The organism is Flavobacterium piscisymbiosum (assembly GCF_020905295.1).
Lineage (GTDB): Bacteria > Bacteroidota > Bacteroidia > Flavobacteriales > Flavobacteriaceae > Flavobacterium > Flavobacterium piscisymbiosum.
In genome coordinates, this window is sequence record NZ_JAJJMM010000001.1 from 2,028,345 (window position 1) to 2,042,183 (window position 13,839).

Here is a 13,839-nt window from a genome sequence, read left to right on the forward strand (position 1 = left end):
ATACAATGTCATCAAACAAAAAATACTGGAAAAGTGTTGAAGAACTAGAGAATAGTTCTATTGTTGAGGCGCTTAGAAATAACGAATTTGTTGAAGAAATTCCTACTGAAGAATTCTTAGGAAATGCAGATGCTTTAGCTTCATCTGGAACTTCACGTCGTGACTTTTTAAAGTACGTAGGATTTAGTACTGCAGCCGTTACACTTGCTGCTTGCGAAGGTCCTGTTCACAAGTCTATACCATATGTGTTACAACCAGAACAAATCATTCCTGGTGTTGCTGATTATTATGCAACTACTGTTTTTGATGGTTTTGATTTTGCTAACTTATTAGTAAAAACTCGTGAGGGTCGTCCAATTAAAATTGATAACAATACTATTTCTGGAGCTAAGTTTTCGGCCAATGCTAGAATTCATGCGTCTATCTTATCATTATATGATAGTATGCGTTTGAAAGAACCTAAATTGGATGGAAAAAATGGTAGCTGGTCTGCTGTTGATTTGAGAATAAAATCAAGTCTTGCTGATGCAAAAGCAAAAGGCGGTCAAGTGGTATTGTTGACAAATACTTTAGCGAGTCCATCTACTGAGAAATTAATTGGTGAATTTATCGCTAAAAATCCTAATGCAAAGCATGTTGTTTATGATGCAGTTTCTTCATCTGAAGCATTAGATGCATTTGAAACAGTTTACGGTGAAAGAGCTCTTGTTGATTATGATTTTTCAAAAGCATCTTTAATTGTTTCTGTTGGAGCTGATTTCTTAGGAGATTGGCAAGGTGGTGGATATGACGCAGGATATGCACAAGGTAGAATTCCGGCAGGACCTACCGGATCTAAAAAAATGTCTCGTCACTTTCAGTTCGAATCAAACATGACATTGTCTGGAGCTGCTGCTGATAAGCGTATTCCTTTGAGTACCGCAAATCAAAAACAAGCTTTAGTTCAAATTTATAATATTATCACAGGTTCTTCTGTTGCTGTTTCTTTGGATGCTAAATTTAAAGATGAAGCAACTAAAGCTGCTCAGCAATTAAAACTTGCTGGTTCTAAAGGAGTTTTAGTTTCTGGGATTGAAGATAAAAATGCTCAATTATTAGTTTTAGCTATCAACCAGGTGTTGGCTAGTGAAGCTTTTTCTACAGTAGGTACAAGACAAATTAGAAAAGGATCTAATGCAGTTGTATCTCAATTGGTAAAAGATATGAATGCTGGAAGTGTTCATACTTTAATCATGAGCGGAATTAATCCAGTTTATACATTAGCTGATTCAGCTTCTTTTGTATCTGGATTGAAAAAAGTAAAAACTTCGGTTGCTTTTTCTTTAAAAGAAGATGAAACCGCATCAATAACTACAATAGCTGCTCCGGTACCTCATTATTTAGAGGCTTGGGGAGATGTTGTGATTACAAAAGGAACTTATAGTTTGACTCAGCCAACTATTCGTCCTATATTCGATACAAAACAATTTCAAGACGTTTTATTATCATTAAACGGAACTCCTGGAAATTTCTATGATTATATTAAAGCTAATTCAGCTTCAGTAGTAACAGGATCTTCTTGGAACAAAGTTTTGCATGATGGTGTTTTTGTAATTGGTTCTTCTGCTTTATCTGCTGGATCTGTTGATTATGCTTCTGCTGCAAATGCTGTTGCAAAATCAAAATCAGGTGGAGAATTTGAATTGGTATTGTATACTAAAACAGGTTTAGGAGATGGTCAACAAGCAAACAACCCTTGGTTGCAAGAGTTTCCTGATCCAATCACAAGAGTTTCTTGGGATAACTATGTAACTGTTTCGAATGCTGATGCTAAAAAGTATAACTTAACAAATGAAATTGTTGCAAACGGTGGTTTGAATGGTAGTTATGCTACTATTACTACTGCTGATGGAGCTAAATTAGAGAATGTTCCAGTGATTGTTCAGCCAGGACAAGCTGTTGGTACAGTTGGTTTAGCTTTAGGTTATGGTCGTAAAGCGGCTTTAAAAGATGAAATGCAGGTAGGTTTAAATGCCTATGCTTTATATAAAAATTTCAATAGTGTTCAATCTGTTACTATTGCGAAAGCGAATGGTGTTCATGAGTTTGCTTGTGTTCAAGGACAGAAAACATTAATGGGAAGAGGAGATATCATTAAAGAAACTACTCTTAAAACTTTTAACGATGAGGATCCGGAGCATTGGAACGAACAACCAATGGTATCTTTAGATCACGAAGAGGTAAAAGCTACAACTGTCGATTTATGGGAATCATTTGATCGTTCTACAGGACATCACTTTAACCTTTCAATTGACTTAAATGCTTGTACAGGTTGTGGAGCATGTGTTATTGCTTGTCATGCTGAAAACAACGTACCAGTTGTAGGTAAAGCAGAAGTAAGAAGAAGCCGTGATATGCACTGGTTGCGTATCGACAGATATTATTCTTCTGAAAGTACTTTTGAAGGTGATAACGAAAGAAAAGAGAATATCGCTGGTTTATCTAGTTCATTATCTACATTTAATGAAATGGAAAAAGCAGGAGATAATCCACAAGTATCTTTCCAGCCAGTAATGTGTCAGCACTGTAATCACGCACCATGTGAAACAGTTTGTCCGGTTGCTGCAACATCTCACGGTCGTGAAGGTCAAAATCATATGGCATACAACAGATGTGTTGGTACTCGTTACTGTGCTAACAACTGTCCGTATAAAGTACGTCGTTTCAACTGGTTCTTGTACAACAAAAACAGTGAATTCGATTACCACATGAATGATGATTTAGGACGTATGGTATTAAATCCAGATGTAAACGTTCGTTCTCGTGGAGTTATGGAAAAATGTTCTATGTGTATTCAAATGACACAGGCGACTAAGCTAAAAGCTAAAAATGAAGGTCGTCCGGTTGCTGATGGTGAATTCCAGACAGCATGTTCAAATGCTTGTTCTTCTGGAGCAATGATATTTGGTGATGTTAATGATGCTGAAAGTAAAGTAGCTAAATTAGCTGCTGATGATAGATCATACCACTTATTGGAGCATGTTGGAACAAAACCTAATGTGGTTTACCATGTTAAAGTTAGAAATACTTAGAATAAATTATTAATTAAGAAACATATAAAGGATTATGTCGTCTCACTACGAAGCACCCATTAGAAAACCTTTAGTTATAGGTGATAAATCTTATCACGATGTAACTGTAGATGTAGCTGCACCTGTTGAAGGTCCGGCAAACAAACATTGGTGGATTGTATTTTCAATCGCATTAATAGCCTTCCTTTGGGGGTTAGGTTGTATAATTTACACCGTATCTACCGGTATTGGAACATGGGGATTAAATAAAACAGTTGGTTGGGCCTGGGATATCACGAACTTCGTTTGGTGGGTTGGTATTGGTCACGCCGGAACATTAATTTCTGCGGTATTATTACTTTTCCGTCAACGTTGGAGAATGGCGATTAACCGTTCTGCAGAGGCTATGACTATCTTCTCGGTAGTTCAGGCAGGTTTATTCCCAATTATTCACATGGGACGTCCATGGTTAGCATACTGGGTATTACCAATTCCGAATCAATTTGGTTCATTATGGGTAAACTTTAACTCACCGTTACTTTGGGACGTATTTGCAATTTCTACGTATCTTTCAGTATCATTAGTTTTCTGGTGGACTGGTTTATTACCTGACTTTGCAATGCTACGTGATAGAGCAATAACACCTTTTAATAAAAGAGTATATTCTATCCTAAGTTTTGGATGGAGTGGTAGAGCAAAAGATTGGCAACGTTTTGAAGAAGTATCTTTGGTATTAGCTGGTTTGGCTACTCCGCTTGTACTTTCTGTACACACTATTGTATCTATGGACTTTGCTACTTCTGTAATTCCAGGATGGCATACAACAATTTTCCCTCCATACTTCGTTGCTGGAGCGGTATTCTCAGGATTTGCAATGGTAAATACCTTGCTGATCGTTATGAGAAAAGTTTCTAATCTTGAAGCTTATATTACATTACAACATATCGAGTTAATGAATATTGTAATCATGATTACAGGTTCTATCGTTGGGGTAGCGTATATTACTGAGTTATTCGTAGCTTGGTATTCAGGAGTAGAGTATGAGCAATATGCGTTCTTGAACAGAGCAACCGGACCTTACTGGTGGGCATATTGGTCGATGATGACTTGTAATGTTTTCTCTCCACAATTTATGTGGTTCAAAAAATTAAGAACAAGTATCATGTTTTCATTTATTATTTCGATTGTAGTAAACATCGGAATGTGGTTTGAAAGATTCGTAATTATTGTTACTTCTTTACATAGAGATTACCTTCCATCTTCTTGGACAATGTTTTCACCAACATTTGTTGATATTGGAATTTTCATTGGAACGATAGGTTTCTTCTTCGTATTGTTTTTATTATACTCTAGAACATTCCCTGTAATTGCTCAGGCAGAGGTAAAAACAATTTTGAAAGGAACAGGAGATAATTACATTAGAGAAAGAGCAAATAAAGATTCACATCATGAGTAATAAAGTAATATACGCCATTTATAATGACGATGATATTTTGATGGATGCAGTAAAGAAAACCAGAGCTGCTCATCATCATATTGAAGAGGTTTTTACTCCATTCCCAGTTCACGGATTGGATAAGGCTATGGGTTTAGCGCCAACAAGATTAGCAATTTGTGCATTTTTATATGGATGTGTTGGTATCTCTGTTGCAACAACCATGATGAGTTATATCATGATTCATGACTGGCCACAAGATATTGGTGGAAAACCAAGTTTTAGTTTCATTCAGAATATGCCTGCATTTGTGCCAATTATGTTTGAAATGACAGTATTTTTTGCTGCCCACTTAATGGTTATCACTTTTTATATGAGAAGTAGATTATGGCCATTTAAAGAAGCTGAGAATCCTGATGTAAGAACAACAGATGACCATTTTTTAATGGAAGTTGCCGTAAATGATAACGAAGCAGAACTGGTTTCTTTTTTCGAAGGTACAGGAGCTGTTGAAGTTAAAGTAATTGAAAAGAATTAATTGTAGCTATGAAAAGGATATATAAAATAACACTTTTAGTTGGTATAACTATTTTAGTTTCATCATGCCACAATACTTCGGCACCAAACTATCAGTATTTCCCTAATATGTATGAGTCTTTGGCATATGAGCCATATTCAGAGGCAAAAATATTTAAAGGTGGAAAAGAAGGACAGCTTCCTGCACAAGGAAGTATCAATAGAGGTTTTGAACCTTATGAGTATGAAAATTCGACTGCAGGTTATGAATTGGCAAAAGCTAATTTGAAATCGCCTTTGGATTCTATCGAAAGAAATTCCGGAAAAGGAAAAGAACTTTTCGAAATTTACTGTATCAGTTGTCATGGTGCAACTGGAAACGGTAAAGGTAAATTGGTTGAAAGAGAAAAATTTCTTGGAGTACCTAGCTATAAAGACAGAGAAATCACTGAAGGAAGTATCTTTCATGTTGAAACTTATGGTTTAAATGCAATGGGTTCACATGCAAATCAATTAAGTGCCCACGAACGTTGGTTAGTTGCTGACTATGTTCTAAAACTAAAAAGCCAATTATAATTGTTGAACAAACTGATCGTAATAGATATGTATACATTTTCAAGTAAATTAAAAACTTTTTCTATCATCCTAATGGCCCTTGGTATATTAGGAATTGGATATGGTTTTTTAACTGCTCCTAAAGATATTCAAGAAGTTGAAAAAATTCTAGCTGCGGATGAGCATGGATCTCACGGTGCTGCACATGAGGCAACAGCAGAGACTTCACATCACGAAGCTGCTGAGGCTTCGCATGATTCGCACAAAGGTGGCGAACATGCAAAAGTTAATGCTGCTGATGAGCACGAAAAACATTTAACACATGTATTGCACCAATTGCAAAATAAGCCTTGGTCAGCTTTATATGTTGCGTGTATTTTCTTCTTACTACTTTCTATGGGAACTTTAGCATTTTATGCTATTCAACAAGTTGCTCAGGCAGGTTGGTCTCCGGTTTTGTTTAGAGTTATGCAGGGAATCACAGCTTATTTACCAATAGGTTCTGTTATTTTCTTTATAATATTAATTCTTTGTGGATTACACTTTAATCACATATTTGTATGGTTAGGCGAAGGTGTTACAGATCCTAATAGTCCAAACTATGATAAAATCATTGCTGGAAAAGCAGGTTATTTGAACTTTGTTTTCTGGATTATCAGAGCTGCTATCTTCTTAGTAGGGTGGAATTTATACCGTTACCAATCTAGAAAAAATTGTTTAGCTCAGGATGAAGCTAATGATGATCTATATTACAAAAAGAACTTCAAATTAACTGCTGGTTTCTTAGTATTCTTTATTGTATCTGAGTCTATCATGTCTTGGGACTGGATTATGTCAATCGATCCACACTGGTTCAGTACTTTATTTGGATGGTATGTATTTGCTTCTTTCTTTGTAAGTGGTATTACTGCAATCGCATTAGTTACTGTTTACTTAAAATCAAAAGGATATTTAGAATATGTAAATACAAGCCACATTCACGATTTAGCTAAATTTATGTTTGGTATTAGTGTTTTCTGGACTTACTTATGGTTTTCTCAATTCATGTTAATCTGGTATGCTAATATTCCTGAAGAGGTAACTTACTTCGTAACAAGAATTCAATTATACAATTTGCCATTCTTTGGTGCTGTAGTTATGAACTTTGTATTCCCATTATTAATATTAATCAATACAGATTTTAAACGTCTTAGTTGGGTAATTGTAATGGCTGGTGTTGTTATCTTACTAGGTCACTATGTAGATTTCTTTAATATGATTATGCCTGGTACAGTTGGAGATAAATGGTTTATTGGAGTTCCTGAAATTGCATCTATACTTTTCTTCTTAGGATTGTTTATTTTTGTAGTGTTTACTGCATTGACAAAAGCTCCTCTGTTAGCAAAAAGAAATCCTTTCATTGAAGAAAGTAAACATTTTCATTATTAATATTTAAAGAAGTAAACAGATGACAAGTTTGTTGGTAATTGTAGTTTTAGTTTTATTAGCAATTGCATTATGGCAATTGACCAAGATATTTGATCTTACTCAAGTGGGATCTTCTTCGGACGATTCGCAAGTTGCATCAGATAATGATAATAATATTCAGGGATATATTATGTTTGGCTTTTTAGCTTTCATTTATATATTTACTATTTACGGTTTACTAAAATGGGGTAATTTAGCACTTCATACTCCTGCTTCAGAGCATGGGCTTTTAGTAGATAATTTGATGAATATTACCTGGGTTTTAATTTTTGTAGTTCAATTTATTACACAAGGTTTATTATACTGGTTTTCTTTTAAAAATAGAGGTCATAAAGATAAAAAAGCATTATTCTTTGCTGATAGTAACAAATTAGAAGCAATTTGGAGTATTATTCCATCTGTAGTTTTAGCTTGTTTGATTCTTTACGGATTGTATGCATGGAATAACATTATGTTCGTTGATAAAGACGAAGATGTAATTGAAATTGAATTATATGCACAACAGTTCAAATGGACTGCAAGATATGCAGGACAGGATAATGTTTTAGGAAAAGCTAACGTACGTTTGATCGAAGGTGTGAACACTTTAGGTGTTGATATGTCTGATAAAAATTCAACTGATGATATTGTAGTTTCTGAATTGCATATTCCAAAAGGTAAAAAAATACATTTCAAAATGCGTTCTCAGGACGTATTGCACTCAGCTTACATGCCTCACTTTAGAGCGCAAATGAACTGTGTTCCGGGAATGGTTACTGAGTTTGCTTTTATTCCAACTTATACAACTGCTGAATACAGAGAGTTGCCTTTTATGGTAGAAAAAGTAGCAAACATCAACAAACTTAGAGCTGAAAAAAGCATTGAGTTAGTTGCTAAAGGAGGTACAGCTTTAGATCCTTATACATTTGATTATTTATTATTATGTAATAAAATTTGTGGAGCTTCTCACTACAACATGCAAATGAAAGTAGTTGTTGATACTCCGGAAGATTATAAAAAATGGTTAAGCGAAAAAACTACTTTAGCTCAGGATATTAAAGCGGCAGCAGCTGCTAAAGCACCAGCTGAAGGAGCAAAAGCTACTACAGATAGTACAGCTAAAGATACTGTTAAAGCGGTAATTGATACTGTTAAAGCAGCTATAGCTAAAGTTGCTATGAAATAATATTTATTAAGAAAATTTAAAGTACACATATATGTCAGCAGAAGCGCACGGTCACGATCACGGACACGATCACGAGCACGAACATCATCATAAAGAAACGTTCATTACTAAATATATTTTTAGTATTGATCATAAAATGATTGCTAAGCAATACTTGATTACCGGTATTATCATGGGTATTATTGGTATTGCAATGTCCTTGCTTTTTAGAATGCAATTAGCATGGCCAGAAGAGTCTTTTAAAATCTTTAATGTTTTATTAGGAGATAAATTTGCACCTGATGGTGTAATGGCAAATGATATTTATTTGGCTTTAGTAACAATTCACGGTACCATCATGGTATTCTTTGTACTAACGGCTGGATTAAGTGGTACTTTTAGTAACTTACTTATTCCACTTCAAATTGGAGCAAGAGATATGGCGTCTGGATTCATGAACATGATTTCATACTGGTTGTTCTTCTTGTCTGCAGTAATTATGTTATCTTCTTTATTTGTTGAAGCTGGACCAGCTTCTGCAGGTTGGACAATTTATCCTCCATTAAGTGCTTTACCACAAGCGATTCCTGGTTCTGGAACAGGTATGACTTTATGGTTAGTTTCTATGGCGATCTTTATTGCATCTTCTTTAATGGGATCTTTAAATTACATCGTAACTGTTATCAACTTAAGAACTAAAGGAATGTCTATGACTAGACTTCCGCTTACAATCTGGACATTTTTCGTAACAGCTATAATTGGTGTTATTTCTTTCCCGGTATTGTTATCAGCTGCTCTATTATTGATTTTTGACAGAAGCTTTGGTACTTCATTCTTCTTATCTGATATTTATATCGCAGGAGAGGTTTTACATTACCAAGGTGGTTCTCCAGTTTTATTCGAACACTTATTCTGGTTCTTAGGACACCCTGAGGTTTATATCGTAATCTTACCAGCAATGGGTCTTGTTTCTGAAATTATGGCTACGAATTCTCGTAAACCAATCTTCGGATACAGAGCGATGATTATGTCAGTTCTTGCAATTGCATTCTTATCAACTATTGTTTGGGGTCACCACATGTTTATTTCGGGTATGAATCCTTTCTTAGGATCTGTATTTACCTTCACAACTTTATTGATTGCAATTCCGTCTGCTGTAAAAGCGTTCAACTGGATTACGACTTTATGGAAAGGTAACTTACAATTCAACCCTGCAATGTTATTCTCTATCGGAATGGTTTCTACTTTCATTACTGGAGGTTTAACTGGAATCATTTTAGGAGATAGTACTTTAGATATTAACGTTCACGATACTTACTTCGTAATTGCTCACTTTCACTTAGTAATGGGTATCTCTGCACTTTACGGAATGTTTGCTGGTATTTACCACTGGTTCCCTAAAATGTATGGTAGAATGTTGAATAAAAACTTAGGTTATATTCACTTTTGGGTAACAGCAGTTTGTGCTTACGGAGTTTTCTTCCCAATGCACTTTATCGGATTAGCTGGTTTACCAAGACGTTATTATACAAACACAAACTTCCCATTATTTGATGATTTACAAAATGTGAATGTTTTAATTACAACATTTGCTCTTGTAGGAGGTGCGTTCCAATTAGTATTCTTGTACAACTTCTTCAGTAGTATTTTCTACGGTAAGAAAGCGGTTCAAAATCCATGGAAATCGACAACATTAGAGTGGACTACTCCTGTAGAACATATTCACGGTAACTGGCCAGGTGAAATTCCTCACGTATACCGTTGGCCATATGACTACAGTAACCCAAATCACGACGTAGATTTTGTTCCTCAAAATGTACCAATGAAAGAAGGTGAAGAAGTTTTACACCACTAAAAATATTTAAGAAAGACCATCTGAAAAGATGGTCTTTTTTTTTTGTACAATATCTAAGTCATTAAGAAATTTCAATATTTTAAAGTTCCAAATTCCAAAAAAGGTTAGTATTGTTGGAATTTGGAATTTTTTATTTAGAGCTTAAGGTATTGGATTTTCCTTTTTTTATTTGCGATTTTATCTATTTTACAAACTGATTACTTTGTCTATCTTTGTAAAATGAATGAGAACCTAGATCCCACTACAAATGGGTACAATCCAGAAGAATTAGATCTTGAAAAAAGATTACGTCCGCTGTCATTTGATGATTTTGCGGGGCAAGATCAAGTTTTAGAGAATTTAAAAGTTTTTGTTGCTGCAGCCAATCAGCGAGGAGAAGCACTTGATCATACACTTTTTCATGGACCTCCGGGATTAGGTAAAACGACTTTGGCCAATATTTTAGCAAATGAACTTGAAGTAGGGATTAAAATTACTTCGGGTCCTGTTTTAGATAAGCCTGGTGATTTAGCCGGTCTTTTGACTAATCTTGATGAAAGAGATGTTCTGTTCATTGATGAAATTCATCGTTTGAGTCCAATTGTTGAAGAGTATTTATATTCGGCAATGGAGGATTTTAAAATTGATATTATGATCGAGTCTGGTCCAAATGCCAGAACGGTTCAAATCAATTTGAATCCTTTTACTTTAATAGGAGCAACAACGCGTTCAGGATTACTAACTGCGCCAATGCGTGCGCGTTTCGGGATTTCATCACGATTACAATATTACACTACAGAACTTTTGACTAGTATTGTCGAAAGAAGTTCTTCGATACTTAGAATGCCGATCTCCTTAGATGCTGCTATAGAAATAGCTGGTAGAAGTCGTGGTACACCTCGTATTGCAAATGCATTGTTACGTAGGGTACGTGATTTTGCACAGATAAAAGGAAATGGAACTATCGATCTTGAAATTGCACGTTATGCCTTAAAAGCACTTAATGTAGATGCTCATGGATTGGATGAAATGGATAATAAAATCTTATTGACTATCATCAATAAATTTAAAGGTGGACCTGTTGGACTTTCAACTTTGGCAACAGCCGTATCTGAAAGTAGCGAAACTATCGAAGAGGTTTATGAGCCGTTCCTGATTCAGGAAGGATTTATCATGCGTACGCCGCGTGGTCGTGAAGTAACAGACAAAGCCTATAAGCATTTAGGAAAATTAAACACTAACATTCAGGGCGGATTGTTTTAATTTTAATCAGAATGTCTGAAAATAGAAAATATAATTACCCGAATAGGCTTTCGATATTGAGATTCTTTCTGGATGCTGAAGGAGTGCGTAGAAATCCTATTCCTTTTCATAAAAGATATTTTGATCAGTTTGGAGATTCTTTTTCTCTTAAAATTGGTGTTTCAAAACATATCATTTTGTCAAGAGATAATGAAGTTGCGCAGTATATTTTACAGAAGAATCAAAAGAATTATCATAAATCTAAATTTCAATCTGTATACCTTTCAAAATATTTAGGAAAAGGATTATTGACTGTTGATGGAGATTTTTGGCTGAAACAAAGAAGGCTTATTCAACCTGCATTTCATAAGCAAAAGATGAATCAGTTGGTCGAAAACATGAATCAGACTATTGGTTCAGAATTAAAAGATCTAATCGAAGAAAAGCCAATAGATCTTTTTCCTGTAATGAGTCAGTTAGCCTTTAATGTGGTAGCGAAATCATTATTTCAACTTTCGATTTCAGACGAAAAATTAAACAGAATAAAATTTATTATCGAAGAAGTTCAGAATTTTTTAATAAAAGAAATTAGACTTCCGCATAAAGCATGGTGGTTTTCATTAAGCGGCCAGGTAAAAAAACACCTGGAACTGGCTGAAGAAAATAATAGTATTATTCAGGAAATTATTGAAGAAAGAATGACTTCGAAAGAAGAAATTAATGACTTGCTAAATATGCTTTTGGAAACGCGATATGAAGATACGGGAGAGGGAATGACTGTAAGTCAGTTGGTAGATGAAATTAAAGTTCTATTTATTGCCGGACATGAAACCACAGCAAATGCTTTGACTTTTACGTTGCATCTTTTAGGAAGAAATCCTGAAATACAACAAAAAGTTGTTGATGAGATTTTAGCAATAGAATCTCAAACAAATGATCTTGTCGAGCAGTTACAGAAAATGACGTATACCAATGCCGTTTTAAACGAATCAATGCGCTTGTACCCGCCTGCCTGGATTACCGATAGACAAAATGTTACCGATGATACACTTGCAGGTTATCATATAAAGAAAGAAACTCTCATTGGTGTTTCTTTCTATGAATTGCATCGAAATCCAAAATACTGGAAAAATCCGGATGAGTTTAATCCGGAACGATTTCTTGGAGGGCAGAAAAAGCAATCCATGCAATATTTTTATCCATTTGGTGCCGGACCAAGAATGTGCATCGGAGCGGGATTTGCTATTTATGAAATGTGTTTGACCATTGCTCAAATTGTAAAAAAATACGAGATTAAATCCAGTACAGATACAGTTCAGTTTAATCCATTAATTACATTAAAGCCAGTTGGTGTAGAAGTTTTATTTTCGAAAAGGTGAGCATTAATGCAAAAGAGACATATTCGAAATTTATAAAATCAGAAGCAAAACGTCTTGGTTTTCTTTCTTGCGGGATTTCTAAAGCTGGATTTCTCGAAGAAGAAGCGCCACGTCTTGAAAAATGGCTCAATAATAATCATCATGGGCAGATGGCCTACATGGAAAATTATTTTGACAAGCGTTTAGATCCAACTTTGTTAGTAGATGATGCCAAAAGTGTTGTTTCGCTTTTATTAAATTATTATCCCGAAGAAACTCAAAGTCAGGATAGTTTTAAGATTTCAAAATATGCTTACGGTCAGGATTATCATTTTGTAATCAAGGAGAAACTCAAAGAATTTTTGCATTCTATTCAGGAAAATATAGGCGATGTTTCAGGTCGTGCTTTTGTTGATTCGGCACCTGTTTTAGATCGTGCCTGGGCAGCTAAAAGTGGCTTGGGATGGATTGGTAAAAGCGGTAATCTGCTTACTCAAAAGGTTGGCTCTTTTTACTTTATTGCTGAACTTATTCTTGATTTGGATTTAGAATATGATCATGCCACGACAGATCATTGTGGTTCTTGTACTGCTTGTATTGATGCTTGTCCTACTCAGGCAATTGTTGCTCCTCATGTTGTTGATGGTAGTAAATGTATTTCTTATTACACGATCGAACTCAAAGAAAATATTCCTTACGAAATGAAAGGAAAATTTGACGAATGGATGTTTGGTTGTGATACTTGCCAGGATGTTTGTCCCTGGAATCGGTTCTCGAAACCTCATTCAGAACCCTTATTTAATCCAAATCCGGAACTACTTTCTTTTTCTAAAAAAGACTGGATTGAGATTACGGAAGAGACTTTCCGTGCCGTTTTTAAAAACTCCCCAATCAAAAGAACCAAGTTTGATGGCTTAAAAAGAAATGTAAGATTTTTAGAGTGATTTCAGGAAAGGAAATGCTTTTTTCTTTCTTTTAAATGCAATATTTAATTTTTCTTTTTTCAAGTATTTGTAAGATTTTTACATTTTTATCTTGAATTTCTTCAAAAACCGACAATACGTCAAAAAATTAAGAAATTTCTCCTGTTTTATTATCGAATAGTTAAGTTTTCTGCATACTCAGGTTAATTTTTGTCGACAAAAAGTGCAATTCAGCGTTTATCTAAGTAGTTTGTCGACTAAAGTAGTTAGTAATTAGGTGTTTGCATACTTTCGCGCCTCCAAAACTACTAATTT

At 34.9% G+C, this 13,839-nt stretch carries 10 protein-coding genes; all 10 read left to right on the forward strand.

All coding sequences use genetic code 11. The annotated features are described in order from the left end of the window. Window positions 1-5 precede the first annotated feature (5 nt). The 10 genes from LNP81_RS09050 to queG all read left to right on the forward strand — a co-directional run bounded on the left by LNP81_RS09050 (window position 6) and on the right by queG (window position 13,545). On the forward strand, window positions 6-3,071 hold the full coding sequence (locus LNP81_RS09050) for a TAT-variant-translocated molybdopterin oxidoreductase (protein WP_230035160.1): 3,066 nt from the start codon (window positions 6-8) through the stop codon (window positions 3,069-3,071). Between the two features lie 34 nt (window positions 3,072-3,105). Further along, complete coding sequence (nrfD, locus tag LNP81_RS09055; protein WP_089048078.1) at window positions 3,106-4,506, forward strand: NrfD/PsrC family molybdoenzyme membrane anchor subunit; 1,401 nt, start codon at window positions 3,106-3,108, stop codon at window positions 4,504-4,506. Continuing rightward, entirely contained in the window at window positions 4,499-5,023 is a 525-nt protein-coding gene (locus LNP81_RS09060) for a DUF3341 domain-containing protein (protein ID WP_041516373.1), read from the forward strand. The genes nrfD and LNP81_RS09060 overlap by 8 nt, the downstream gene beginning before the upstream one ends. Window positions 5,024-5,031: 8 nt before the next feature. After that, a complete protein-coding gene (locus tag LNP81_RS09065; RefSeq protein WP_230035162.1) occupies window positions 5,032-5,577 on the forward strand; it encodes a cytochrome c in 546 nt (181 codons plus the stop codon). Between the two features lie 27 nt (window positions 5,578-5,604). After that, window positions 5,605-6,984 (forward strand): cation-translocating P-type ATPase, encoded by a 1,380-nt coding sequence (locus tag LNP81_RS09070; protein ID WP_230035164.1) that lies wholly within the window; start codon window positions 5,605-5,607, stop codon window positions 6,982-6,984. A gap of 19 nt (window positions 6,985-7,003) precedes the next feature. Further along, window positions 7,004-8,188: a cytochrome c oxidase subunit II gene (locus LNP81_RS09075; RefSeq protein ID WP_230035166.1), complete on the forward strand. Its 1,185-nt coding sequence runs from the start codon at window positions 7,004-7,006 to the stop codon at window positions 8,186-8,188. 31 nt (window positions 8,189-8,219) lie between these two features. Further along, window positions 8,220-10,022 (forward strand): cytochrome c oxidase subunit I, encoded by a 1,803-nt coding sequence (locus tag LNP81_RS09080; RefSeq protein ID WP_065448000.1) that lies wholly within the window; start codon window positions 8,220-8,222, stop codon window positions 10,020-10,022. Window positions 10,023-10,241: 219 nt separating this feature from the next. Continuing rightward, complete coding sequence (ruvB, locus tag LNP81_RS09085; protein WP_065447998.1) at window positions 10,242-11,264, forward strand: Holliday junction branch migration DNA helicase RuvB; 1,023 nt, start codon at window positions 10,242-10,244, stop codon at window positions 11,262-11,264. 11 nt (window positions 11,265-11,275) lie between these two features. After that, window positions 11,276-12,622 carry a cytochrome P450 gene (locus LNP81_RS09090; protein WP_230035168.1) on the forward strand — a complete coding sequence of 449 codons (1,347 nt, stop codon included), beginning with the start codon at window positions 11,276-11,278 and terminating at the stop codon, window positions 12,620-12,622. Next, a complete protein-coding gene (queG, locus tag LNP81_RS09095) occupies window positions 12,619-13,545 on the forward strand; it encodes a tRNA epoxyqueuosine(34) reductase QueG (RefSeq protein WP_230035170.1) in 927 nt (308 codons plus the stop codon). Before LNP81_RS09090 ends, queG begins: the two co-directional genes overlap by 4 nt. Window positions 13,546-13,839 lie beyond the last annotated feature (294 nt).

Excerpts from the sequence above, each read along its gene's own strand:
- LNP81_RS09080 (WP_065448000.1), top strand. The coding sequence starts at position 8,220 with ATGTCAGCAGAAGCGCACGGTCACGATCACGGACACGATCACGAGCAC.
- ruvB (WP_065447998.1), top strand. The coding sequence starts at position 10,242 with ATGAATGAGAACCTAGATCCCACTACAAATGGGTACAATCCAGAAGAA.
- LNP81_RS09050 (WP_230035160.1), top strand. The coding sequence starts at position 6 with ATGTCATCAAACAAAAAATACTGGAAAAGTGTTGAAGAACTAGAGAAT.
- LNP81_RS09065 (WP_230035162.1), top strand. The coding sequence starts at position 5,032 with ATGAAAAGGATATATAAAATAACACTTTTAGTTGGTATAACTATTTTA.
- LNP81_RS09060 (WP_041516373.1), top strand. The coding sequence starts at position 4,499 with ATGAGTAATAAAGTAATATACGCCATTTATAATGACGATGATATTTTG.
- LNP81_RS09075 (WP_230035166.1), top strand. The coding sequence starts at position 7,004 with ATGACAAGTTTGTTGGTAATTGTAGTTTTAGTTTTATTAGCAATTGCA.
- nrfD (WP_089048078.1), top strand. The coding sequence starts at position 3,106 with ATGTCGTCTCACTACGAAGCACCCATTAGAAAACCTTTAGTTATAGGT.
- LNP81_RS09070 (WP_230035164.1), top strand. The coding sequence starts at position 5,605 with ATGTATACATTTTCAAGTAAATTAAAAACTTTTTCTATCATCCTAATG.
- LNP81_RS09090 (WP_230035168.1), top strand. The coding sequence starts at position 11,276 with ATGTCTGAAAATAGAAAATATAATTACCCGAATAGGCTTTCGATATTG.